Raw genomic sequence first — 23,579 nt, forward strand, 5'->3', positions numbered from 1 at the left:
CGTTTTCAATTCGCACGTCCCCTTGGAATCGTGCGGGAACTTGGCCTATTCCTCTTCAGAATTGATCTTTTTCCCGAAATAGAATGCCAAGTAACCGATGAGGAAAGTGACGAACATCATGCCAATGCCGATGGAAAGCGTTAGCGTGTAACTGCCTGTGATGTCGATGATCGCACCCCAGATCGCGGACGTGAATGCAGAGCTTAAAGTGGCCACTGTGGACACCACGCTAAATACTCGGCTGTAGTCTTTGGAACCAAAGATTCCGCGGGTCATCAAAGAGGTGGTAACCGTGGCGCCAGCAAAGAAGATACCATAGAAAAAGCCGCCGATGTACAGGAAGTAGATCCCCGATCCTCCTAAGAACGTCATAACCGAGATGCCGATGATGCCGCAAGCAACAGCCGTCACCACACCCATTTTGACATTGATGTCATTAATGTAGCCAAGCAGCAGCTTACCAATCATTTGACCTACCATGATGGCGGAAGACACAGTTGACGCGGCGAAGATCCCAAACGCTAGTGATGAGACATATGAAGGAATATAGTAGTTTAGGGTGATTCCCACATCCATCATGCCTGCGTAAAGCGCCACCAGCCATAATGCCGGAGTACGGAGCGCCTGATTGAACATGATTCCCTTTACTGGCGAAACAATACCTTCCTCGGGAACAGACTCCTTATTCTTCGCACTTACCCAAGGCGCCAGACTCATGTCTTCGGGCTTATTACGAATTAGGAAAATAGCACTTGGAAGACCAACAAGGGCGGTAATCAGGCAAAAGACCAGATACCCCGTGCGCCAACCGAAGTTCTCAATAACCCAACCACCCAGAGGATTAAATACAACAGCGCCCACACCGGTAAAGCACAGGCAGATACCGACAAAGAAGCCTACTCGATCCTTAAACCAACGGTCGATCATGGTGGGAACCATCAAATAGAGCAAGATGGAGTTGGCGCAGCCGATAAGCACGCCAGAGCAATAGAACTGCCATATATAGTTGTAAACCGACATGAGCGAAATGCCCACCGAAACCATGGCGCAGCACCCCGTAAGAACCCACCGCGCGTTAAAGCGATGGAGTATTTTGCCGCCGAAAATCATAGAAACGGCCATTGCTAAATATTGAACAGACATATAGGTGCCAAAGGCGCCCGCACTAATACCTAAGTCGGTACCGGCAGGCGTATAAAAAATGCCCATGGTGTTAAAAGAAAGCGTCACAGTGGAAAAACAAATGGCGCAGCATGCAGCAAACACCAGAAAACCCCGATGGATACGATGACGTTGAACTTCGACCATGAGAGTCCTTTCTGTTGCGATAATCGTAAGGGGAACAAAAGGAATAGGTGAGGAGAAGCTGTTCATCAGATGGGATACGCTCTGTTATGTCGCCCTATCCATTCTGATGAGAAGCTTTTCCGGAAACGATCACAGTCAGGTAACTTTGGGGAATACGCTTTTAGCACCGTCCTACCCGCTTAAGCTACAACTGCAATAGAAGAAGATCCCCAACCCCACAAGAGTGGGGTTGGGGATGATGCTTACTTAGCGCTTTTCGCGAGGAAGCTTCTTTGCAACAGCAAGGCCGCCGAATGCGAAGACGAAGGCTATAATCATGATGGTGATGTCGGTCAGGTAAGCACCGGTGAAAGATCCGGTAACATCCTTGATAACGCCCCAGATAGTCGAACCAAAAGCTGCAAACAGCGCGCAAACGCCTGTGATGTATGCGTAAATCTTTGAGTAGTCTAGATTGCCGAAAGCAAGGCGTGCGATAGCGGGCGTTGTAGTGGTAGCAGAAGCGAAGAAAACGCCGAACAACGCACCGCCGACATACGCCAGATAAATGTTTGCCCGAACGCCCCAGAGGACCAAAGCCAATCCAACGATACCAGAAAGCAGGCCGAAGATAACAGAGCCTTGAACGGATTTGTCATTGGTCCAACCCAAAACAACCTTGCCAATTAGGGAGCCGAACATAACAACAGAAGAAAGAGTTGCACCAACCATCATAGGGTCGGCACCGCCAATCAGGGTGGGATCCAGAGACTTTACGTAGCTGGGCAGATAGAAGTTCATGGTAAGGCCGAAGTTAACACAGGCGGCATAGACGGCGATAAGGATCAAAGCGACAGGCTGCTTCAGGGCGGTACCGACGGTAACGCCTTCAACAACAGCGGATTTTGCAGCATCTGCCGCAGCAGCTTCGGCAGCAGCATCATAGCCGACAGGCATGAGACCCTTGTCTTCGGGGCGGCTCGCAATAAGCAACGCACAAGGAATGCCCACGACCAGGGTAATAGCAGCGTAGACCATGTAAGCAGTGTGATAGCTGGAGGAGGTGATGATAGAGGTGGCGATGGGGCTGAATGCCATACCGCCGATACCGGTCATTGCCATACCAATACCGACCAGAGTGGAGACATTGCGCTTAAACCAACGGCCAAACATAACGGGAACTAGCAGATACAGAATAATAGAGTTGCCAACGCCCAGCAAAACACCAGCAACGTAGAACAGAATGATAGTGGTCGCCTGGGCCATGATAACGAACGCCACGCCTATACAGGCAACGCAAGCGGTCAAAACCCAGCGAGCATTAAGTTTATCGAACAAGCGGCCAACCTGCAGGATACACAGGCACACGAACATCGACAGGTAAACGATGGTCATGTACATACCAACTGCAGCAGAACTGCCGCCTGTTAGCTCAGCGGCAACCGAAGTATAGAAAACAGAGGCTGCATTAAAGGTAAAGCAGCACGGGAACAACATGATGAGACAGGAAGCGATAAACACTACCCAACCGTAGTGAAAACCACTCTTTTGTTCGGTCATAATGAAGCCTTTCTTTGTCGTAGACTTACCCCTCTTTGTGGGCAAGCCCTCATAAAAACTACGTAGAAGCCCATCCCTAAGCAACCAACGTATCTGAGGTTTCGGAGCCGAAGATTCGCAAGCCTTAAGCTCCTACAACGGTAAAACTAACGGGAGAGGGACAGATCCCAGTCTTTGTTGATAACGCCCTTGTCGTAGAAGGTTTTAATTTGCTCGTCGGTGTATCCGAGCTCGTGCAGAATCTCTTCGTTGTTCTCGCCGAAACTGGGAGCTGGACGCCACACACGACCGGGATTGTTCTTAAACTTGGGCAACGGACCCACAGCACGCAGCTTCGTGCCTTTAACGGTCTCCCATTCCTCGATAACATGGCGAGCCTGAACGTGGGGGTTGTTTTCGACGTCTTCCCAGCTGTTCACCTTGGAAACAGGTGCGCCACCGGCCAACATTTCAGCTTCCGCCTCGTCGCAGGTGCGCTCCAACAGCCAGGCGCGTAGAGCAGCCTCGAATGCCTTGCCAGACTCCGATTCGACGTTGTACAAGCCGATCTTCGCTGGGAACAGTTCTGAGCCGTACTCCAAACCGATGACTTTGCATACCTTTTCCAGCGTGGAAGCGCCAGAGAAGCAGCAGTACAGGATTTTGCCATCTTTACAGGGAAAACCGCCCCAGCCCGCAATCATGGACTTTTCGCCCGTCTTAGGGAATTCCTTATGGAATGTGAAGTAGTCGGTAGCGAAGATAGAGCAACGCATCATAAGCTCATACTGGGCAACGTCGATAGATTCACCCTTGCCCGTGCGCTGTGCGTTGTGGACGCCAGCCAAGCAAGCCATTGCCGTCCAGATAGCAGTAATATAGTCGGCAACGTAAGGGCCTACGGCATAGGGAGGAGTAGCACCGCCGTTCTGGTTTTCCCACATGTAACCAGAGAATGCCTGAGCTGTTGCGTCAAAGCCCCCACGGGTTACGTACTCGGGCAGACCGGTTTGGCCATAGCCGGAAATGTGGGCGATAACCAACTTGGGGTTCACTTCCCACAAGGTTTCATCGGAAAGATTCAAGCGATCAAACTGGCCGCCTTTCGAGGACTCGATGAAAATATCGGCATCCTTCACCAAATCAAGAACGATCTGACGACCCTCTTCGGACCTCAAGCGAATGCCTATGGCGCGCTGGTTGCGGCGCTCAGACTCAGGCTGTATGTTGTGAAGCGTACGGGTATAGTCAGGAGCGTCTGCGTTTTCAATCCAAACAACATCAGCACCATACTCGCTAAAAAAGGTTGGACCCAAAGGACCCGCCAGAGATGAAGATGCGTGTACAACCCGCAGGTCGTTCAGCAAACCGAATTCTGGCTTTGCTTGATTTTTCCACATAGAAACTCCTTTTCTATTACCTGAGATAACCGTCAGCGATGATTTCTCCACCGCTTACCGAGAGTGTAAAACCTCAAATCGCTTGAGAGTCAACGCCATTCGTTGAGAGAAGAATCGGAAGTTTTTCAAATTTCCCGTTGACTCTCAACCGTTTTGAGACTTGAAAATGGCAAACGAGATGCGGAGCGCAAAAAGAAACGGGCATCTCGCAACAGCAGAGAAAGAAGGAGATGGTATGGAAGAGCGCGATTTCGACGTTATCGTCGTGGGCGCTGGCTGCGCTGGGGCAGTAGCCGCATACGTCGCCGCCAAGCAAGGCAAAACAACCTTGCTTATCGACCGCGGCGAATATGCCGGTGCGAAAAACATGACCGGCGGTCGTATGTACGCTCACGCATTGAAGAAAGTCATCGCCAAATACGAGGGCGAAGACTTTGACTGGGAAAACGACAATCCCTTTGAGCGTAAGATCACTCATGAGCGCTTATGTTTGTTAGACCCTCAAAGCGCTGTAACCTTTGACCACAGCTCTGACAACCTGCGCAAGCCCACCAGCGATTCCTATTCGGTTCTGGCGACCACGTTGGATCAGTGGCTGTGTGACAAAGCGGAAGAAGCGGGTGCCGAATTGATCTTCGGTATCCCCGTAGAAGAGTTAGTCAAAGATGAATCGGGCGCCATCATCGGCATCCGTGCAGGCGAAGACACCTTTACCTGTCATGCGGTCATCTTGGCTGAAGGTCAGAATGCTCTGCTAGCGGAGCGATCCTTGGGCGTTCCTCGCACCAAGGACAATCAAATGGCGGTAGGTATCAAGGAGGTCTTCGAGCTTGACTCCAAGACTATCGAGGATCGCTTTCTGTGTCCTGAAGGCGAAGGCGCAGCCATGCTGTTCGTCGGTGACTGCACCCATGGCGTTGTAGGCGGCGGCTTCCTATACACCAACAAGACTTCTATCTCCCTGGGCCTGGTGGCAACTATCAAGGAGCTCTCAGAATCTGACACCACCATTTACCAGGCGTTCGACGATTTTAAGAAGCACCCGGCGGTAGCCCCTATCATCCGCGGTGCCAAGATGGTCGAGCACTCTGGTCATATGGTGGCAGAAGGTGGCTACAACTCCATCCCTGAGACCTGCTACGATGGCTGCCTCATTGCAGGCGACGCTGCCAATCTGTGTATGAACCTAGGTTATCAGGTGCGTGGCTTGGATTTCGCTACCGCCACTGGCCAGTTCGCTGCCGAAGCGGTCTGTGCCGCAATCGACGCCGAAGATGTCTCCAAAGCCGGTCTAGCATCGTATAAAGTAGCGATGGATAGCTCTTTCGTAACACAAGATATGCGCACCTTCAAGGATTGGCCCTCCACCATGGAGCATTGGGAGAGCATGTTTACTGACTATCCCAAGATGCTGGGCGAAATATTCGACTGCTTATTCGTTGTCGATGGCAAGCCCCAAGAGCATCTGGTGAAGCGTCTGATGCCCATTATCAAGAAGCGCGGCCTGTTTAAGACCGGCAAAGAAATCATGAAGGCGGTGAAATCTCTCTAATGAAGACGTTAAGGCCTATCACATGCCGAGTTGACGAGTTGATTTCGGTCGACAAGTTTGCCGTTGATGAGGAAAATGCCCATATTGAATTGGCTTGCGACAGCCTTTCCGAGCTTGATGCTGTCGAATTCGGTAAGCTAATCCGCGTCTGTCCCGCTGGACTGTATCGCGAAGACGAAAATGGTGAACGTGCCTTTGATTACGCTGGTTGTCTAGAATGCGGTACCTGCCGTATTGCCTGCGCAGACACTATCGTAAAAAAATGGAATCAGCCCTCCGCATTCTGCGGTGTTTCGTATCGCTTCGGCTAGATTCATCAGCTATGGAAAGTCGCAACTCACTTGAGGCTGATAAACGCGATTATGAGCGTGTCATGCAGTTACGCGACGCCCATGGAAAGCTCTGCTATCGGTGTACGGGATGTAACCGTTGCACCTTCGGAGTAGAGCTCAGCAAAAGAAAGGCCGCTCGTTTAGCTTCCTCCCTCCGACAATAGGCTGTCCCCGTTACCCTGCTATCTTCTGAAGAAAACGGAATAATGGGCTTATTGTCCAAAACGGTGAGATGCATGTTGTCTTGTGTTGAATGGAACGGCTGACAGCAAGGGTTTTCGGACTCCGGCCATCCATCCTACGTTAGCGGGATGGATGGCCGGAGTCAGTGTTTTCCTAGGCGAGGGTGGGGTTGCCGTATTCTCGCTCCATGGCTTCGCGTGTAACGATCCATTGCTTCCCGTATTTCCGTACGTCAACTCCAGGGACTATCTTGCCGTACGAGACAGCCTTCCTCAGCGTTGATTCGCTGAGTTCCCAAAGCTCGCTGGCGTCAGCAAAGGACATTAGGCCGTCGAAGGGTGTCTGCACTTCCGTCCCGTTGTTCCACAACTCATCGCAGGAGAGGTCGATGTCGTCGCTCCAGACGATACCGTATCCTCCTACGTCAACTTCCACGCTGCTGAACAGATGCTCGTCCGCAAGAGGTGCGAAAGCGTCGAGACGATCCAGGAGGGGAACGATGCCATATAGCTTCGTCGTGCCGTTCGTAAACTGCACCGAAAGTTTCAAACCGGGAAGCGCTGTTACGTTTTTGACCTTGTGGAACATAATTATCTCCTAGTCTAGGGGGTCGAGCTTCTTGAACTCCTGGGTTTCCCACATCGTTAGAAGGTCTTCCCGATTACGTGATATCCACTCCCTCACCATGCTTGCTGCCCTGTCGGGAAATCCGCCATCGATGAGCGCGCCCGTTCTGATGTCGAATGCGGCGGCGTCCTCGCCGTAGATTGTATGGATTCCGTCCCTTGTTTCCGGGGCGTTTTCCCATGCACACGCTTTCTTAACAAACGCTTCGACGCTCGTCGGTTGGCGGTTTTCGGGCGTTTTCTCACATGATGGGGCACCCGTCTCACCGTCCACAACATATGGTGTCATTTCGCTTCGGCAGGGTTCGCCGCGTGGCATCGTAATGGAATCGTAGGGCATGAAATGGGACAAAAAGGCATGGAATTCTTGCAAAGTGGCATAGGTTTGCGTAGAATGATGACCAGTCGGAAAGGGCGCGTTGCGTCAATGGATGAAGGAAGCGCGTGAGCGAAAACGTCGAAAAGGAAGCGGCATCGGCAGTGCACACCACAACGGTGCGCCTGAACGGTGAGTATCGCTTCAAGATCGACAGCAAAGGTCGCATGTCGCTGCCTGCGAAATTCCGCAAGGTCCTAACCAACGAACTTGTAGTCGTTCGCGAGCCGGAAGATGAATGCTTGTACGTTTTCCAGCCCGATGATTACGAGAATTGGATCGATGAGCTGTTTAAAGAGCGCTTCAACGGCTTTAACAAGACAAGCCGTAAGCAAAAAGTGCTCATGCGCAAGCTGAAGGCGCGCGCTCGTAGCGTTGATATCGATTCATCGGGGCGCATCATGCTTCCAGCAGATGCGCGCGAGGAAGTTGGCATTGATGGCGAGGTTGTCGTACTCGGTTCCACCGGTTACTTCGAGATCTGGGATCCCCAGGCCTACGATGAGATGATGAACGACGAGGAAATCAGCCTGTCCGATTTCATGACCGACTAGAACCATGACAAGCGAATATCGGCATATACCGGTCCTGCTAACCGAGTGCATCGAACAACTCAAACTAGAACCGCAGCATACGTTCGTTGATATGACACTCGGTTATGCAGGGCATTCATTCGAAGTTGCGAAGCTCCTTGGTCCGGACGGCACGCTTATTGGCATCGATCAGGACGAGCAGGCACTTGCCTTTGCCTCGTCGAAACTCGGGACGCTGCCGGAAGGCTCGCGCCCGGCCATCGAGCTCATACGTAGCAACTTCGGCGATTTAGACACCGCCCTTTTAGGGGCCGAGGTGCCGGGAATCGACGCGGTTCTGTTCGATCTCGGTGTCTCGTCCGTGCAGATCGACACGCCGTCGCGGGGCTTCTCCTTCAAGGAAGACAGCCCGCTTGATATGCGGATGGATCCGGGGAAACAAACCCTAACCGCAGCAGAGATCGTTAACACTTACAACGCAGCAGATCTCACCCGGATCATTCGAACCTACTCCGACGAGAAATGGGCGAGCCGTATTGCCTCCTTCATCGTGAAGGCTCGCGAACAGGCTCCCATTGAGACGAGCTTTCAGCTGGTCGATATCATAAAGGCAGCCATCCCGGCATCGGCGCGCCGCGCCGGCGGTCATCCAGCAAAGCGTACGTTTCAGGCACTGCGCATTGAAGTGAACGCCGAGCTTGACGTACTTAGGCGCGGTTTGGAAGCGGCCATTCGGTGGCTGAACCCTGGCGGTCGGATCGTGGTGATGAGCTATCACTCGCTTGAGGATCGCATTGTGAAGGAAACCTTCGCAGCGATGGCGAACCGATGCACCTGCCCGCCTGATTTACCCCTGTGCGTCTGCGGTAGACAGCCGATACTCGATATTGTGACAAGAAAGCCCATCGTGGCTTGCGAAGACGAGGTGAAACGTAACCCTCGCGCGCGCAGCGCCAAGCTGCGGGTCGCGCAAAAGCGTTAACAAGCAACGAGCACCAACTTAAGCACTAACCACGCACTAAGCGTGAATAACGGCCCACCGAAACGAAGCTGAAACGAAGAAAGGGGGACAGCCCATGGGCGCAGCACCGGCATATTCTGCATACGCACAGCGTCAGGCGGCGCGGTCCTCCCAGTGGGCTCCAGCTCGCACCACGCGCGACCGTATTGATGTCGTACCGGGTCGTCGTGCGCACACTACACATCCCGTGCCGCAACAGTCGAGTGCTGTGTTCGTGGCGAAGGTGGTTGCTGTTGTGCTGTTGGTGGTGGCGGTTATGGGTATTGCCCGCATCGCGCTGACCACCGCAACCGTTACGACGTCTATTCAGTCACAGGAACTGTCGAGTCAGATCGAGGACGCCCGTTCCAACGGTGTGGCGCTCGAGGCCTCGCAAACGGTGCTTGCTAGTTCGACTCGCGTCAAGAACATGGCGACTGGCCTTGGTATGGCAGCTCCCACATCGGTTGAAAACCTAACGCTTCCCGAAGACGTAGTTGCCACCGACGCCAATGGCGCACTGTCGCTTTCCAAGAGCCTCGACCGCGTGGCAAACGCCGGAGAGTAAGTTCGAGCATGGCTGCCAGACACAACACGCCTCGCAGGTCAGCGGGCCGGCGGGGGCAATCACCTTCACGTCAGCGAGCTTCTCGCGATCGCCGCAGTCAGGCGTCGTCTGTTATGCGCTTTGAAAACGACTCGAATCGCACAGCGTGGATTCTCCTCGTGTTTGTTATTTGCGCCCTTGTGCTGGTGGGGAGGCTATTCTTCTGCAGTGTTATCCAAGCACCCGAGTATTCAGCAATCGCCGAAGATATACGCAAGGTTGATCTGGTTGATGAGCCGAGGCGCGGTACGATCTACGACCGTAATGGAAATGTGCTCGCCATTAGTGTCGATGCGACTACAGTGTACGCTAATCCCAGCGAGATCAAAGACATTGACGCCACAGTGGCCGCGCTTGTGGAGTGTTTGGGGGGCGACGAGGATGCCGAAGAGGCGTACCGCGCCAGCCTGATGGGTCCAGGCATCAACTTCTCCTACGTGAAGCGCAAAGCCGATGTTAATGACGCACAAAAGCTTGAAGAAAAGAATCTTCCCGGCATCTACTTCCTCGAAGACACACGTCGCGAATATCCTTACGGCCAGGTGGCGGGGCAGATCATCGGCTGCTGCAGCATTGAAGCAGACCCGGAAGCGAACCGCGAGTACTACAAAGGACTCTGCGGCCTTGAACAGCAATACGACAGTATATTAAGCGGAACTCCGGGCAGGTACGCCGCTGAGCGTGGTGCCGACGGCACCCCCATCGCCGGGGGCGTGAAAGAAGACACGCCAGCAGTCGACGGCCAAGACATCGTCATATCTATCGACGTTGAGCTGCAGCAGGCTGCCGAAGAGCGCTTACTTGCGGGTGTAGAGCAGATGGGCGGTTCGAGTGGCACTGCGGTGGTTATGGACGGTGCTACCGGGGAGCTGTATGCGTGCGCTTCGCTTCCGCTGTTCAACCCGGCCGATCGCAGTGAGATTGAAGAGGGAGCCACGCAGCTGAAAGCCGCTAGCTACTTGTTTGAGCCCGGTTCGGTGTTTAAGACGGTTTCCATGATGAGTGCGCTCGAGTCGGGTGCGTATGGTCCCGATGATCAGGTGTTCTGTCCAGCTACCATTGAGGCTGACGGCTATCAGGTGTCCGACGCTCACGAGCGAGGGGATGCTACCTTCACCGTGCGCCAGATTCTTGACCAGTCATCGAACGTTGGCATATCGCTGATAACCGAGAAGGCTGGTTTCGACACGCTCAACGACTCCATCAGGCGCTACGGTTTCGACAAGCTCACCGGTGTTGACTATCCGGGCGAGCAGCTCGGCTATTTGCTCGACTTTGATCAATGGTCGCACATCGCTGGATGGAACATCGCGTTTGGGCAGGGGATTTCAGTCAACGCATTGCAGGTGACCCGCTTTTTCGGTGCGTTGGTCAACGAAGGCACTGCATGCACTCCGCACTTCTTGGTAAGCTTGCCGCAATCGGGTGAGCAGCCGCAATATGCCACCGAGGATATCGTCGAAAATGACGAGGCGCTGCCCACTATTCAGAGCATGCTGCAGACGGTAGTCAGCGACGGCACGGGCAAGATGGCTGCGATCGATGGATTTGAGGTTGCTGGTAAGACCTCCACTGCCGAGATCTACGACGAAGAGAACGGCGGCTACCGAAAGGGTGTCTACACGTTGTGCTTTTCGGGATTTCTTGCCAACTCGTCCAGTCAGTTGGTATGTTTTGTGAGTGCGAATGAGGTTCCGGGTGAGGGAACGGTGACGCATATTTTTAGGGATATAATGACCACGGCTATCGATCGATTCAACATCACGCCGGAATGAGGGAGCGCAATGAGCAAAACTTGCGATGAGCTGTTCGAAGGAATCGGCTGCACCGTGCTCGGCGACGCGAACGACCAGGTGGAAGGCATCGCGTATGACAGTAAGCACGTGCGTGCCGGCGATGCGTTCTTCTGCATCGTCGGGCGCAACGACGACGGTCACACGTTTGCGCAGGAAGCCATTGATGCCGGCGCACGGGTGCTTGTGGTCGAACGTGTTCCTCATTTAGCAGACTCGACGGGCGTAACTGAAATTGTTGTGGGCGACACGCGTAAGGCCTTAGGCGCTGCATCATCGACGTTTTTTGGGCACCCATCGCGCGACATGGATGTTATCGGTGTTACTGGTACGACTAGCGCATCGAAAACTGCCCGTCTCATTGGCGATGTTATGCGCATCGTTGGTAAGCGTAGCGGTGTTGCAAGCCCCGAAGGTGTGATCATCGCCGGAGTGTGCGAGCCTTCGCTTCCCGCTATGCCTGACTCGCCTTTGGTGCAGGATCTGCTGGCCCGTATGCGTGATGCGCATGTTGACGTGGCAGCGCTTGCGGTTGACAGTTGTGCACTTGAATTCGACAAGGCGTGGGGCACTACATTCGCCGTTACCGTCTTTACCGATCTCGCACAGGCTGGCATTGGAAACCATCCCACGTACGAGTCGTATTTTGAGGCAACTTCTCGCCTGTTTTCTAAGGACTATCCGGCACGTCGCGTCATCTGTATCGACCATGCTGCTGGCGCAGAACTGCTACGTCGTTGCGCTGGTGCGGAAGATGATGTGTTGACCACGGGGTTTGATTCTGCTGCACAGGTTCATCTGGTGCGCGCCGACATCAGCTGTGACAATCCGCTGGTTGTCATCGACGTGCGCGGTATGCGTTTTGAGATTGCTTATCCGGTTAATGACGAATCCGACGTGTACGCACTGCTTTCTGCCTTCGCGGCGGTCATGCAGCTGGGGTGCGCTCCGCATGATGTTGCCGCGGCCTTCGAGGTGCTGGCGCGTGAAGCCGCCGGCCGCACTGGTGGCGTTGCCACAGACAACGACGAGGAATAGGAGACGGCTCATGCGCTTGAACGTCAAACAGATTGCCGCATGCACAGGAGGCTCCTTCGTTGTTGATCCTGCAGACGCTTCCGCACTGATAACGGGACTTACGTGGGATTCCCGCACCGTGTGTAAGGGTGATGTATATGTTGCGTTGCCCGGTGAGCGGGTAGATGGCCACGAATTCATCGCGCCGGCGCTTTCTGCCGGCGCTTCCGCCGTCTTAACCATGCAGGTGATCGACGCTGAGGTGACCCGTGCCGCGCAAGAGGCAGGTGCGGCTATCATTGAGGTTCCCGACACCGCGCATGCCATTACTGATCTGGCGCGGGAATGGCGGCGGCATCTGAAAGGTCGCGTTATCGGTGTTACCGGATCGGTGGGTAAAACCACAACAAAGAATCTCATTCGCGACGTTTTGTCGCGTGCTTTCACCACAACGGCAACAGCGGGCAACCAGAACAACGAACTCGGTGTTCCCAAAACCATCCTGTCGGCTGAGGCCGACACCCAAATGGTAGTCGTGGAAATGGGAATGTGCGATCGCGGCGAGATCGCCGAGCTGTGCTCGTTCGTGCGCCCTGATTGGGGTGTTATTACTACCGTCGGCGAAAGCCATATCGAGATCTTGGGCAGTCGCGAAAACATCGCGCGCGCAAAAACAGAGCTCTTCGAGGCGCTTCCCGAAGGGTGTGGTCGGGCGTTCATGAATGCCGCATGTGACTTCGCCGACTTCATTGTTGAAGAGTCTCATCTGGAATCGCGCAGGGTACTGCATGTTTCGTTTGACGGGTCAAAACTCGCGCGCGACCGTCGCAATGCCGCTTCTCCGTTGGACGGCCCCGCAGTTTGGGCGGAAGATGTGGTACTTGACGAGATGGGGCGTGCTCATTTCCGCATGCATGCGTCGGGCTTCGGCGTTCCCGGTGTGCATGGGGCGCCCGCCGATGAGTCGGTTGCATGCGTGCTTAATGTGCGCGGTGCTCATAACGTGAGCAACGCTTGCGCTGCGGCGGCGGTGGGGCTTGCCGCAGGTATGAGTCTCGCCGACATCGCAGACGCACTGTCGCAGGCGCGTCCTGAGGCGGGTCGCCAGGAACTGATTGCTGCGCCAGGTGGATTTACGGTAATCAATGATGCATACAACGCAAGCCCCGATTCTATGCAAGCTTCGCTTTCCATGTTCTGCTCGCTGTCCGTTTCCGGCCACCGCATAGCGGTATTGGGAAATATGGGTGAGTTGGGGCAGTTCGCGCGTGATGGGCATGAGCGAGTGGGCCGTTTTGTAGCTGAGCTGCCTGTTGACCGTATGATCTGCGTTGGTGAGCTTGCCAGTGTTTTGGCCGACGCCGCTGAAACGGCAGGTATGGATGCACGTTGCATCTGTCGTGTGCGTACAGTTGACGAAGCGCTCGCTGAGGTGCGCGCGTACGTGCGGCCGGGCGATGCAGTGCTGGTGAAAGCTTCGCACTTTATGGAACTCACGCGTGTGGTTAAAGGGTTGGTTGACTAATGTTCTCGTATTTCGCTCAATATCCAACATTTCTGGTGTTTCTGGGGTTCATCGTGGCGCTGGCGGTGACCGTGGTGCTTACGCCTCTGTGGATTCGTTTCTTGAAATCGAGCCATATTGGGCAGCAGGTGCGTGCAGAAGGCCCCGAAAGCCACTTGGTGAAGCAGGGCACTCCCACCATGGGCGGCGTCATTATGCTCGTGGGTGTTATTGTGGCGGTGCTTTTGGTTAATTCTCCCTTGCCGCAGACGTACATGCTGCTTGCGGCTACGGTGCTTACGGGGGTTCTTGGCCTTATCGATGACGCTTCAAAGGTAGTGAAGGAGCGTTCGCTGGGCTTGACGCCGAAGGCGAAGCTTGTGGGGCAATTTGTTATCGCGACGGCGTTTGTGCTGGTTGTCGTTAACTTCCTTGGCATCGCGCCTACAGTTGAAATCCCGTTTGTTGCAACCATCGACTTAGGTGTGTTGAGCACACATGTTGGCGACTTCGTTATTCCGTGGCTGTATGTAGTGCTCGTTGACATTCTGCTCGTTGGCATGTGTAATGCCGTGAACCTCACTGACGGACTCGACGGCTTGGCGGCGGGTACGGTCATGATCGTCATGGTGGTCATGGCTGGCATTGCCTACCGCGCGAGTATGCTTTCGCCGGCAATCTTTGCCGCCGCGCTTGCTGGTGCGTGCGTTGGCTTTTTGTGGTTCAATGCATTTCCCGCCGAAATCTTTATGGGCGACACTGGTTCGCTTGCGCTCGGTATGGCGCTTGGCTGCCTTGCCGTACTTACGAAAACCGAGTTTCTTGTTATCGTCATCGGTGGCTTGTTTGTTGCCGAGGCGCTGTCCGTGATGCTTCAGGTGTTCTACTACAAGCGAACGAAGAAGCGCATCTTCCTCATGGCACCGCTGCACCATCACTTCGAGAAGAAGGGGTGGAGCGAAACGAAGGTGGTCGTGCGGTTCTGGATCGTATCGGGTGCGTTTGCTGCTGTGGGCTTTGTTATCTACTTCTCTGAGACGCTCGTCTCGATGGTGTAAGGGGGTTCGCTATGCATATGCTAGAGGGGCGCAAGCGTGCGCCCGAGCGTATCGATTGTGTTTTGGTGCTTGGATTAGGAAAGAGTGGCCGCGCGGCTGTTGAATACTGTCTGGGGCTTTTGGGCACGCGTATTGGATGTGTGGCAATTGCGGCGGGCGAAGAGAACGAGTCATCCCGTGCGTTTGCTGAGGCTGCGCGCGAGCGGGGTGCACTTATTGCTTTTGGTGACGACGGTCCGGTCGCGCTTGCTGCGATGCGTGGTGCGCGTGAGGAGGTATCTGATCGCGCGCCTGTGTTCGACGTTTGTATCGCGAGTCCAGGGATATCACAGTTCAGCTACTTGTATCAGTCGGCGTCGCGCTTGTCAGTCGAGGTGATCAGCGAGGTTGAGTTCGCGTGGCGCGAGAGTGCAGCTTCGTCTCGTTGGGTAGCCGTTACCGGTACGAACGGCAAGACCACCGTCACTTCGCTGATTACTCACGTGCTAAAGACCGCAGGGTTTCATGCGATGGCGGTGGGCAATATCGGCGATACGTGTATCGGCGCGCTCGCCGCTGGTGGTGCCGAGGTCTACGTTGCAGAAATGTCATCGTATCAGCTTGCGAGCTTGTGTGCCTTTGCTCCTAATGCGGCGGTTATCTTAAACATCACACCCGATCATTTGCGCTGGCACCGGTCGTTTGAGGCATACCGCGATGCAAAGCTAAAGCTTCTCGATAATCTGGCAAGCGTGCCGGGTTCGGTCGTTGCGCTTGATGCTACCAACGACGTGGTGCGCGAGAAGGTGCGTGAGCTGCATGCCGCCGAAGGGCACCCGCGCGCTATCGACTACGTGCCACTAGGCACAGCCGACGGCATTGGTGGCGACATGCGCACGCGTTGCGGTAGTCGTAACGCCGCATTTTTGTCGGATGCCGGCATAGTGACCGTTGCGCTTCATGGGGAAGAACATAAGCTGCTTGGCGTCTCCGATCTGCTCATCAAGGGCGCACACAACGTAAGCAACGCGTTGGCTGCAGGCGTGGTGGCTGTGTCGCTGGGTGTTGACGATGATGCTATCGCGCAAGGGTTGCGCACGTTTGCGCCGCTTGAGCACCGCATTGAACCCTGCGGATCGGTGCGGGGAGCAGTGTGTTACAACGATTCAAAGGCGACCAATGTTGACGCAACACTCAAGGCGCTCGAGTCGTTTCCTGAGACTCGTCCGCTGGTCATGCTCGGTGGCGATGACAAGGGTACCGATTTAGGTCCGCTTGTTGCGGCAGCGCACGCACATGCGCGTGGCGTCGTGTGCTACGGCGATGCAGGTAAACGTTTCCGTCAGGCGTTCGAAGATGCGAGTGTGGCAGCTCCAGCCGATTTTTCGTTGCTTTCCGCCGAACATATGGAGCAGGCTTTCGACGCACTTGTCGCCATTGCGCGCGAAGGCGACGTGATCTTGCTGTCGCCAGCGTGTGCATCGTTTGACGAGTTCTCGAGCTTTGAAGAGCGTGGCCGTGTGTTTAAGGCGCTTGTGGCTACGCGCGGCGAGGCGTAGGATTTCCATGTCTGACCCTCATAACAACACTGGGCTTTTGGGCTCACCCCAAGGCGCGCGCATCGCGCTGCTCATCATTACGCTCGCGCTGGTGCTCATGGGTACGGTGATGGTGTACTCCGCTGGTTCGATTGAGGCGCTCTCCGAGGGGGCAAGTCCCGAATCGTATCTCATAAAACATGCCGCTTATGGATGTATCGGCATCGTTTGCGGTGTGGTCGTGTGGAAGGTTATCCCGTACGCTGCATGGCGTGGTCCGCTGTTGTGGGGCGTGTGGGCTGCAGCAATTGTCATGCTTGTGCTTACGTCGGTGATGGGCATTGTTGGCTTAGGGGCGCAACGGTGGCTTGTGCTCGGCCCCATTAGCTTGCAACCTTCGGAGTTTGCCAAAATTGCGCTCGTGATGATGACGGTACACCAGTTCGCACTGCTGCGTGAAGGTCAAAGCAGCGGGCGCGATTTCTTGGTGCGCGTGGGTGTACTCGTGCTCATACCGCTGCTGTTTTTGTACAAAACGCAGTCTGACTTGGGTACGACGGCAATCATTGCCGTTGGTATTTTGGCGGTCATGTGGCTTGGTGAAGTTCCGAAGAAGTGGATTGCCATCATCTGCGGGGCGTTGGTAGTGTTCGTGATTATCGCCATTTTTGGTACGGGGTATCGCTCCGATCGCATGGTCTACCTTCACCCGTGGGATGACGGCGAGGATGGCTACGGCAAGGGACTGCAGATCATTCGGTCGTACTGCTCGCTTGCCGATGGAGGGCTATTCGGCGTAGGGTTGGGAAACTCGCGCGGGAAGTACTCGTTTCTGCCTGAGTCGGAAACCGACTTCATTTTCGCCATTGTCGTTGAGGAACTGGGCATGCTTGGTGGCATTGTGATCATTGGGTTGTTCGTGGGAATGCTCTTCGCAGGCATTGCTATTGCACGCCAGTCGAGCGATTCGTTCGGAACTATGCTGGCGGGCAGCTTGACGTCGATGATCGTCTTTCAGGCGTTTCTGAATATCAGCTGCGTGATTGGCATACTGCCGACTACGGGCAAGCCGTTGCCGTTCGTGTCTTCAGGTGGTTCGTCGCTTATTGCGAGCTTGATCATGGTTGGGCTCGTGCTTGCGGTGTCTGAAGGCGCGGGCACATCCGATGTATATGAGCGCCGTCGCGCGAATCTGCGCGTTGTTCGGGCGGTGCCTGATAGCGACTCGGCACAGCGTATGCGTTCGCGGCGGTCGGAATCGCGTTCAATGCGAGGAAAGGGCAGGAGGTAGCGCATGCGTATTGTGTTGTCGGGCGGTGGTACTGCTGGTCACATCAATCCGGCGCTCGCTGTGGCCGATACGCTGAGACAGCGCGGCTGCGAGGTGCTCTATGCGGGCACGCCGACGGGCGTTGAGGCACGGCTCGTGCAGCAGGCCGACATCCCGTTTACCGGGTTTGAAGCGTCGGGCTTTGATCGCAGTCGACCATGGACTCTTCCCGCTTCGGTAGCGAAGCTACTTGCGAGTTCGCGGCAGGCAGCGGCGTGGTTTTCCGAGGTGAAGCCCGATGCGGTGGTGTGCTTTGGCGGTTACGTGTGCATACCGGTGGGCCGCGCTGCATGCAAGCGGGGCGTGCCTGTGGTCGTACATGAGCAAAACTCCGTCATGGGTATGGCGAACGCCTATTTAGCCCGCCGTGCCGCGCGCGTGTGTCTCACGTATGAGCACGCGGCTAAAGGTTTGGAATCGTTGCCAGAAGGTGTGGTGAGTGTGACGGGCAACCCGGTGCGCGCAAGCGTGTTCGCCGCCACTCGTGCCGAAAGCCGTGAGCAGTTGGGCGTAGCCCCCGATGCGCTGCTTTTGTTGGTTACGGGCGGCAGCTTGGGCGCGCGTCATCTGAATCAAGCCGTCATCGGCATGAAAGACGAGTTGCTCGCTCGTTCTAACGTGCAGGTCATCCACGTTGCGGGCAAGCGAGACTTCGAGCGCACGCGTGCCGAGCTTGCGCTTACGCCTGATGAAGCGCGCCGCTGGCAGATTGTCGACTACACCGATCGCATGGGGCAGTGTATGGCAGCAGCTGATGTGATTGTATCGCGCGCCGGCGCGTCCACGCTGGCCGAGGTGTCGGCGCGTGCGCTGCCTGCGCTGCTGGTTCCCTTCCCGTACGCCACGGCCGACCATCAGACAGTCAACGCGCAATCGTGTGTTGATGCAGGTGCTGCGTTCATGGTGTCTGACGATCAAGTCGAAGGGTCGGTGTTTCGCGATCAGCTGTGTGCGTTGTTGGACGACGCATCGTTGCGTGAGCGCATGCGTGAGGCCGCCCGCGCTCAAAAGACCCAGGATGCTGCAGGGTTGGTGGCCGATGCGGTAATGGAGGCTGCACGCGATAATTCCCGCGTGTGCCGTTAATGAGGTACAATTCGGCTCTGTTTGCGAGAAGAGAGACATATATGAAAGGTCCGTACATGGTAGAGGGCACCATCGAGCAGGTTCACTTCATCGGTATTGGCGGCGTGGGCATGAGTGGTATCGCGCGCGTTGCCGCCGATCAGGGCATGAAGGTTTCCGGATCTGACTTGAAGGACAGCCGATACACAAGTCAGCTGCGTGAAGCGGGTATTACGGTTCATATCGGCCATAATGAAGAGAATGTGCCTGCGGGCAATGTTGTCGTTGTTGTGTCGACCGCTATCTCCAAGGATAACCCCGAATACGTTGCCGCTTCCCGTCGTGGTCTTCTCATTTGGCATCGTGCCCAGATGCTTGCCTACCTGGGGCGCGAGCTGAAAACTTTGGCGGTTACGGGCACGCATGGCAAAACGACCACCTCGAGCATGCTGGCCAGCGCCCTTGACGGGCTTGGGACTGACCCGACCTTCCTTATTGGAGGTATTGTGCGTGCCTACGGCACCAATGCCCATTCCGGCGGTGGTGAGCATTACGTTGTTGAAGCTGACGAAAGCGACAAGTCGTTTTCGCATCTGTCGCCGCAAGCCGTATTGGTTACGAACATTGAGGCCGATCATCTCGACCATTACCGCGACCTTGACGAGATCTATGAGAAATTCGATGCGTTCATGCGCTCGGTTCCTGAATGTGGCGGCCTTATTGTTGCGTGCGGCGATGACAAACCACTCGCGCGCTTGGCGCGCCAATCCGGTCGCGCAACATATACGTACGGCTTTGATGAGACGTGCGACGTTCGTATTGTCGACTACCGCCCCGATGGGGTGGGGAGCCTATTCGCTCTTGAATTGCCTGATGGGACACGCGTCGAAGGCGGCGTGCGGCAGAATCCTGGCGTGCATAATGTGCTCAATGCCGCCGGCGTCATCGCGCTTTTGTGGGCGCTGGGATTCGATGCGCAGTGCGCAGCGGCTCGTGTCGCCGAGTTCGCGGGCGTGCGTCGCAGGTTTGATCTTGTCGGCAAGGCCGATGGGGTGACGGTGGTTGATGACTACGCGCATCATCCCACCGAGATTGCGGCTACTATCCAAGCTGCCGCTGCACTCGATTTCAAGCGTGTACACGTGGTGTTTCAGCCGCATCGCTACTCGAGGGTAAAGCTGTTTGCTGAGGTGTTGCGTGACGAGTTCTCCCGCGCGTTTGACGCAGCGGACGATCTGTTGTTCACTGACGTGTTTCCGGCAGGCGAAGCTCCTGTTCCCGGGGTGACCGGTCAAACATTCTTGCAGGTGGTGCTCGATCATGAGGGGCATCCCGATGCTGAGTTCGTGCCCAACCGCGACGATGTGGTGCCTACCGTGCTAAATCGTGTGTCGGCGGGCGATTTGGTTATCACGATGGGTGCCGGCGACGTAACTGCGTTTGGCCCGATGATTGTTGAGGCACTGCGGCAACGCGAGGCCGCAGTTGGTGTGGAGTAAAGGGTTGCACCTGATGCCACGCCATGCTTCATCGCCTTTGGATGCGTTGCTGGTTGATGGCTCGTTTGACGGCGAGCTTTTTCCGGGTGAGTATATGGCCCGACACACCACGTACCACATCGGAGGGCCGGTTCGATATTTCGTGCAGGTTGCTTCGCTTGGGTCGCTCAAGCGCCTGTTTGATGTGTGCGAACGTGAGGGTACGCCGTGTGTGGTCATTGGACGCGGGTCGAATCTGCTCGTCTCCGATAAGGGGTTTCCAGGTGTGGTTGTCACGCTCGGCCGCGACTTTCAGACGTGTCGCTACGACGAGAAGCTCAAGCGCTTCTTCGTTGGCGCTGGCGTGCCGCTGTCAAAGCTCGTTCAAAGTGCGTTTCGTCACTCGGTTGCCGGTCTGGAGTTTGCGGTGGGAACACCGGGATCGGTGGGTGGCGCCATTCGCATGAATGCGGGGTCCGATGAGGACTGGATCGGCTCGCGGGTGGTATCCGTCACTGTACTTTCGCGTGCGGGTCAGCTCGTTCGCTATGAGGCCGCCGATCTTGGCTGGGGGTATCGCACCTCATCACTGCCTGACGATGAAATCATCGTCGAATGCGAACTTTCCGTAGAGCCGGCCGACCCGTTCTTCATCCGCGGTAAGATGGAGGCGTCGCTCGCGCGGCGAAAAGTCACGCAGCCGTTGGGGCAACCCTCATGTGGAAGTGTGTTCCGCAACCCGAAGGGCGCATCTGCTGGTGCGCTCATCGAAGGATTGGGGCTGAAAGGGTTTCGCATTGGGGGTGCACAGGTGTCCGACGTTCATGCGAATTTCATCGTGAATGCGGGCGATGCGACGGCGCGCGACGTCGTGGAGTTGATGAGATTGATTCAGGCGAAGGTGTATAAAGCGCATGGCATCGAATTACAACCGGAAGTCCGCTTCCTCGGGTTCGCGTAAGCCCCGCGGCCGCGCTGCGGGCGGCTACCGTGCGGCTCCGGCTGCCCGAACGGATGCGCGTTCCCAACGCAATGCTGCGCAAGGGTCTTTCCGTGCGTCTCGTGCAAATCCCGCGCCGCGCTCGAACCCTGTGCCGCGCGCAAATCCCGTGCCTCGCTCGAACCCTGTGCCGCGCGCAAACCTGAGTGGTTCATATCCGGGCGCTTCACGTGACGGCGTACATTTGCGGTCGGTTCGCGTGGGCGACGCGCGCGCTTCTCGGAACCGCCGCATGGGAAGTGCGAAGCCTTCTGCGCGCTCGTTCAATGTAATGCCCGTTTTTATTGCAGTGGGCGTTGTGGTAGCGGTACTGGTGGTTTCATTTTTGGTGCTGCGCGCCTCGAATGTGTTTGAAATTGAGGACGTTTCGGTGACGGGTGTCGAACACCTTACGTCTGAGGAAATGATGGCACTTATTGCCGTACCCGAAGGCGCCACGCTTTTGCAGGTGGACAAGAAAGGCATTGAGGATCGGCTCCTCAAAGATGCCTGGATTGAAAAGGCGAAGGTAAGTGCGGCCTTTCCTCACACATTGAAGGTAGAGGTTACCGAGCGCGTTATTCGTGCTGTGGTGGAGGTTCCCTCAGAAGATGGCTCGGAGGTGAAGCGGTGGGCTATCGCGTCGGACGGCATGTGGCTTATGCCCATTCCTGATCAGGATTCCGAAGCGGGTAGAAAGACTAGTCAGCAGATCTACGACGACATAGCCGCCGCGCTGGTTATCACCGATGTGCCATATAGCACCAAACCCGAGATGGGAACCTACTGCAACGATCCGAACGTGACGAACGCCCTCGAAGTAGTGGTGGGACTTACCACCGACTTATCTGACCAGGTGAAGTCGGTTGCTGCAACGGAAACGGAGTCTACTACCATCACGCTCGACAACGGCATCGAGATTGTATTTGGTTCCTCAGATAACATTCGCGACAAGGAGCGGGTGTGTTTAAAAATCATGGAGGAATACGAAGGATCGCTTGCTTACATCAACGTATCCGACCCGAAGTCGCCCACGTGGCGCGCGCTGTAGACTTGTGGCATGTGTGTCTGTATGCCTGTGTATGCCTGTGCGCGCGCGAAATGTGATGGGTATACGTTCACTCACCTGCACTTGTTTTGCAAATGGGAACGCATCGTGTACAATAACCGCACGTAGGCGCGCGCAGGTGTGCCTGGGAAACGGAGAACTGAGACGCAGCAGACTCGAATGCAGCATGTGGAGGATACGATGTCCAATAGAATAGGTTCCGAGCATTTGGCGGTTATCAAGGTTGTAGGTGTCGGTGGCGGTGGCACCAACGCCGTGAACCGCATGGTGGAAGCGGGCGTGAAAGGCGTCGAGTTCATTGCCGTGAACACCGACCGCCAGGCTCTGCTCATGTCGGATGCCGACAAGACCATCCATATCGGCGAAGAACTCACGCGCGGGCTGGGAGCTGGCGCGAACCCCGAGGTTGGGTGCCAGGCAGCTGAGGAAAGTCGCGCGGACATCCGCGAAGCGCTCGCCGAGGCCGACATGGTGTTTGTCACCGCCGGTGAAGGTGGCGGCACGGGTACGGGCGCAGCACCCATTATCGCTGAGATTGCGCGTGAAGAAATTGGCGCGTTGACGGTTGGTGTGGTCACCAAACCGTTCTCGTTCGAGGGACGCACCCGCCGCAACCAGGCTGAGCAGGGTGTGGCGTTACTCAGCCAGAAGGTTGACACGCTCATCGTCATCCCGAACGATCGTTTGCTTGAGATCGTCGACAAGAAGACGAGCATGCTCGATGCATTCCGTATTGCCGACGACACGCTTCGCCAGGGTATTCAGGGCGTTACCGATCTCATCACCATTCCCGGTCTTATCAATCTCGACTTCGCCGATATTCGCACCGTTATGAAGGATGCCGGCACAGCCATGATGGGCATCGGCATTGCTTCTGGCGAAAACCGAGCGCTTGAGGCTGCTCAGCAGGCGACGAACTCGAACCTGCTCGAGGCTTCCATTGCGGGTGCTTCGCGTGTGTTGTTCTCCATCGCCGGTAGCCCCGATCTTACGCTGACCGAGGTCGACGCTGCTGCGCGTACGGTGGAAGCGTGCGCCGATGAGAATGCCAACATCATTTATGGCCAGATTATTGATGAGGGTATGGGTGATGCTGTTCGTATCACCGTCATCGCAACTGGCTTTCAGTCTTCGCAGCCGCGTCAGTCTTCCATAGACTTTGCCTCGCAGCGCAAGGACCTGTTTGCTTCTACAGCAGCTACGTCCGCAGCGGCAGCTTCCGCTGCGGTTCCCTCGGTGCCGGTTACCTATGCTTCCCCTGCTCCGTCCCCTGCTGGTCGTTTTGCTGATGAGGACTACATTCCCGACTTTCTGAAGCGTCAGCGCTAGCGAGC

General features: G+C 55.8%; 21 protein-coding genes. 16 read left to right on the plus strand and 5 right to left on the minus strand.

All coding sequences use genetic code 11. From position 1 onward, the window contains the following. Positions 1-45: 45 nt before the first annotated feature. The 3 genes from G7Y44_RS01960 to G7Y44_RS01970 form a co-directional block, all read right to left on the minus strand. Positions 46-1,308, minus strand: coding sequence for an MFS transporter (locus tag G7Y44_RS01960; RefSeq protein WP_165247124.1), 1,263 nt, complete (start codon positions 1,306-1,308; stop codon positions 46-48). Positions 1,309-1,554: 246 nt separating this feature from the next. Next, positions 1,555-2,847: an MFS transporter gene (locus G7Y44_RS01965; protein WP_165247126.1), complete on the minus strand. Its 1,293-nt coding sequence runs from the start codon at positions 2,845-2,847 to the stop codon at positions 1,555-1,557. 146 nt (positions 2,848-2,993) lie between these two features. Beyond that, positions 2,994-4,226: a CoA transferase gene (locus G7Y44_RS01970; RefSeq protein WP_165247128.1), complete on the minus strand. Its 1,233-nt coding sequence runs from the start codon at positions 4,224-4,226 to the stop codon at positions 2,994-2,996. Between the two features lie 235 nt (positions 4,227-4,461). On the opposite strand from G7Y44_RS01970, the gene G7Y44_RS01975 reads away from it, so the two are divergent. Both G7Y44_RS01975 and G7Y44_RS01980 read left to right on the plus strand, forming a co-directional pair. After that, a complete protein-coding gene (locus G7Y44_RS01975; RefSeq protein ID WP_165247130.1) occupies positions 4,462-5,778 on the plus strand; it encodes an FAD-dependent oxidoreductase in 1,317 nt (438 codons plus the stop codon). Then, positions 5,778-6,089: a ferredoxin family protein gene (locus tag G7Y44_RS01980; RefSeq protein WP_165247132.1), complete on the plus strand. Its 312-nt coding sequence runs from the start codon at positions 5,778-5,780 to the stop codon at positions 6,087-6,089. The genes G7Y44_RS01975 and G7Y44_RS01980 overlap by 1 nt, the downstream gene beginning before the upstream one ends. Positions 6,090-6,446: 357 nt before the next feature. Here G7Y44_RS01980 and G7Y44_RS01985 read toward each other — a convergent pair whose 3' ends face one another. Continuing rightward, positions 6,447-6,881: a helix-turn-helix domain-containing protein gene (locus G7Y44_RS01985; RefSeq protein WP_241159138.1), complete on the minus strand. Its 435-nt coding sequence runs from the start codon at positions 6,879-6,881 to the stop codon at positions 6,447-6,449. 9 nt (positions 6,882-6,890) lie between these two features. Beyond that, positions 6,891-7,193: a DUF4160 domain-containing protein gene (locus tag G7Y44_RS01990; RefSeq protein ID WP_206214376.1), complete on the minus strand. Its 303-nt coding sequence runs from the start codon at positions 7,191-7,193 to the stop codon at positions 6,891-6,893. 170 nt (positions 7,194-7,363) lie between these two features. Here G7Y44_RS01990 and mraZ point away from each other — a divergent pair, with 170 nt between their 5' ends. The 14 genes from mraZ (at position 7,364) to ftsZ (ending at position 23,574) form a co-directional block, all read left to right on the plus strand. Continuing rightward, entirely contained in the window at positions 7,364-7,849 is a 486-nt protein-coding gene (mraZ, locus tag G7Y44_RS01995) for a division/cell wall cluster transcriptional repressor MraZ (protein ID WP_241158151.1), read from the plus strand. Positions 7,850-7,853: 4 nt separating this feature from the next. After that, positions 7,854-8,810: a 16S rRNA (cytosine(1402)-N(4))-methyltransferase RsmH gene (gene rsmH / locus G7Y44_RS02000; RefSeq protein WP_165247136.1), complete on the plus strand. Its 957-nt coding sequence runs from the start codon at positions 7,854-7,856 to the stop codon at positions 8,808-8,810. A 94-nt stretch (positions 8,811-8,904) separates the two neighbouring features. Continuing rightward, positions 8,905-9,396, plus strand: coding sequence for a cell division protein FtsL (locus tag G7Y44_RS02005; RefSeq protein ID WP_165044393.1), 492 nt, complete (start codon positions 8,905-8,907; stop codon positions 9,394-9,396). Positions 9,397-9,509: 113 nt separating this feature from the next. Next, positions 9,510-11,210, plus strand: coding sequence for a peptidoglycan D,D-transpeptidase FtsI family protein (locus G7Y44_RS02010; RefSeq protein ID WP_206214377.1), 1,701 nt, complete (start codon positions 9,510-9,512; stop codon positions 11,208-11,210). 9 nt (positions 11,211-11,219) lie between these two features. Next, positions 11,220-12,266, plus strand: coding sequence for a Mur ligase family protein (locus G7Y44_RS02015; RefSeq protein WP_165247140.1), 1,047 nt, complete (start codon positions 11,220-11,222; stop codon positions 12,264-12,266). A 10-nt stretch (positions 12,267-12,276) separates the two neighbouring features. Beyond that, positions 12,277-13,770, plus strand: coding sequence for a UDP-N-acetylmuramoyl-tripeptide--D-alanyl-D-alanine ligase (locus tag G7Y44_RS02020; protein ID WP_165247142.1), 1,494 nt, complete (start codon positions 12,277-12,279; stop codon positions 13,768-13,770). Then, complete coding sequence (gene mraY / locus G7Y44_RS02025; RefSeq protein WP_165044401.1) at positions 13,770-14,807, plus strand: phospho-N-acetylmuramoyl-pentapeptide-transferase; 1,038 nt, start codon at positions 13,770-13,772, stop codon at positions 14,805-14,807. Before G7Y44_RS02020 ends, mraY begins: the two co-directional genes overlap by 1 nt. Before the next feature lie 11 nt (positions 14,808-14,818). Continuing rightward, complete coding sequence (gene murD / locus G7Y44_RS02030; protein ID WP_165247144.1) at positions 14,819-16,345, plus strand: UDP-N-acetylmuramoyl-L-alanine--D-glutamate ligase; 1,527 nt, start codon at positions 14,819-14,821, stop codon at positions 16,343-16,345. 7 nt (positions 16,346-16,352) lie between these two features. Further along, positions 16,353-17,615, plus strand: coding sequence for an FtsW/RodA/SpoVE family cell cycle protein (locus tag G7Y44_RS02035; RefSeq protein WP_165247146.1), 1,263 nt, complete (start codon positions 16,353-16,355; stop codon positions 17,613-17,615). A gap of 3 nt (positions 17,616-17,618) precedes the next feature. Next, positions 17,619-18,740: an undecaprenyldiphospho-muramoylpentapeptide beta-N-acetylglucosaminyltransferase gene (murG, locus tag G7Y44_RS02040; RefSeq protein ID WP_165247148.1), complete on the plus strand. Its 1,122-nt coding sequence runs from the start codon at positions 17,619-17,621 to the stop codon at positions 18,738-18,740. A gap of 56 nt (positions 18,741-18,796) precedes the next feature. Next, complete coding sequence (gene murC, locus G7Y44_RS02045) at positions 18,797-20,218, plus strand: UDP-N-acetylmuramate--L-alanine ligase (RefSeq protein WP_165247150.1); 1,422 nt, start codon at positions 18,797-18,799, stop codon at positions 20,216-20,218. Between the two features lie 13 nt (positions 20,219-20,231). Further along, entirely contained in the window at positions 20,232-21,158 is a 927-nt protein-coding gene (gene murB, locus G7Y44_RS02050) for a UDP-N-acetylmuramate dehydrogenase (RefSeq protein ID WP_241159139.1), read from the plus strand. Continuing rightward, a complete protein-coding gene (locus G7Y44_RS02055) occupies positions 21,112-22,227 on the plus strand; it encodes a cell division protein FtsQ/DivIB (RefSeq protein WP_165247152.1) in 1,116 nt (371 codons plus the stop codon). Before murB ends, G7Y44_RS02055 begins: the two co-directional genes overlap by 47 nt. Before the next feature lie 198 nt (positions 22,228-22,425). Next, positions 22,426-23,574 carry a cell division protein FtsZ gene (ftsZ, locus tag G7Y44_RS02060; protein WP_165044413.1) on the plus strand — a complete coding sequence of 383 codons (1,149 nt, stop codon included), beginning with the start codon at positions 22,426-22,428 and terminating at the stop codon, positions 23,572-23,574. Positions 23,575-23,579 lie beyond the last annotated feature (5 nt).

The sequence above is a fragment of the Adlercreutzia sp. ZJ141 genome (assembly GCF_011038965.1).
GTDB lineage: Bacteria > Actinomycetota > Coriobacteriia > Coriobacteriales > Eggerthellaceae > ZJ141.

What these genes read in the sequence shown, in the direction of transcription:
- G7Y44_RS01980 (WP_165247132.1), top strand. Translation starts at nt 5,778, where the DNA reads ATGAAGACGTTAAGGCCTATCACATGCCGAGTTGACGAGTTGATTTCG.
- mraY (WP_165044401.1), top strand. Translation starts at nt 13,770, where the DNA reads ATGTTCTCGTATTTCGCTCAATATCCAACATTTCTGGTGTTTCTGGGG.
- G7Y44_RS02015 (WP_165247140.1), top strand. Translation starts at nt 11,220, where the DNA reads ATGAGCAAAACTTGCGATGAGCTGTTCGAAGGAATCGGCTGCACCGTG.
- murD (WP_165247144.1), top strand. Translation starts at nt 14,819, where the DNA reads ATGCATATGCTAGAGGGGCGCAAGCGTGCGCCCGAGCGTATCGATTGT.
- G7Y44_RS01970 (WP_165247128.1), bottom strand. Translation starts at nt 4,226, where the DNA reads ATGTGGAAAAATCAAGCAAAGCCAGAATTCGGTTTGCTGAACGACCTG.
- murB (WP_241159139.1), top strand. Translation starts at nt 20,232, where the DNA reads ATGCCACGCCATGCTTCATCGCCTTTGGATGCGTTGCTGGTTGATGGC.
- murC (WP_165247150.1), top strand. Translation starts at nt 18,797, where the DNA reads ATGGTAGAGGGCACCATCGAGCAGGTTCACTTCATCGGTATTGGCGGC.
- murG (WP_165247148.1), top strand. Translation starts at nt 17,619, where the DNA reads ATGCGTATTGTGTTGTCGGGCGGTGGTACTGCTGGTCACATCAATCCG.
- G7Y44_RS01960 (WP_165247124.1), bottom strand. Translation starts at nt 1,308, where the DNA reads ATGGTCGAAGTTCAACGTCATCGTATCCATCGGGGTTTTCTGGTGTTT.
- G7Y44_RS02055 (WP_165247152.1), top strand. Translation starts at nt 21,112, where the DNA reads ATGGCATCGAATTACAACCGGAAGTCCGCTTCCTCGGGTTCGCGTAAG.
- G7Y44_RS01975 (WP_165247130.1), top strand. Translation starts at nt 4,462, where the DNA reads ATGGAAGAGCGCGATTTCGACGTTATCGTCGTGGGCGCTGGCTGCGCT.
- G7Y44_RS01985 (WP_241159138.1), bottom strand. Translation starts at nt 6,881, where the DNA reads ATGTTCCACAAGGTCAAAAACGTAACAGCGCTTCCCGGTTTGAAACTT.
- G7Y44_RS01965 (WP_165247126.1), bottom strand. Translation starts at nt 2,847, where the DNA reads ATGACCGAACAAAAGAGTGGTTTTCACTACGGTTGGGTAGTGTTTATC.
- G7Y44_RS02010 (WP_206214377.1), top strand. Translation starts at nt 9,510, where the DNA reads ATGCGCTTTGAAAACGACTCGAATCGCACAGCGTGGATTCTCCTCGTG.
- G7Y44_RS02035 (WP_165247146.1), top strand. Translation starts at nt 16,353, where the DNA reads ATGTCTGACCCTCATAACAACACTGGGCTTTTGGGCTCACCCCAAGGC.
- rsmH (WP_165247136.1), top strand. Translation starts at nt 7,854, where the DNA reads ATGACAAGCGAATATCGGCATATACCGGTCCTGCTAACCGAGTGCATC.
- ftsZ (WP_165044413.1), top strand. Translation starts at nt 22,426, where the DNA reads ATGTCCAATAGAATAGGTTCCGAGCATTTGGCGGTTATCAAGGTTGTA.
- G7Y44_RS02020 (WP_165247142.1), top strand. Translation starts at nt 12,277, where the DNA reads ATGCGCTTGAACGTCAAACAGATTGCCGCATGCACAGGAGGCTCCTTC.
- G7Y44_RS02005 (WP_165044393.1), top strand. Translation starts at nt 8,905, where the DNA reads ATGGGCGCAGCACCGGCATATTCTGCATACGCACAGCGTCAGGCGGCG.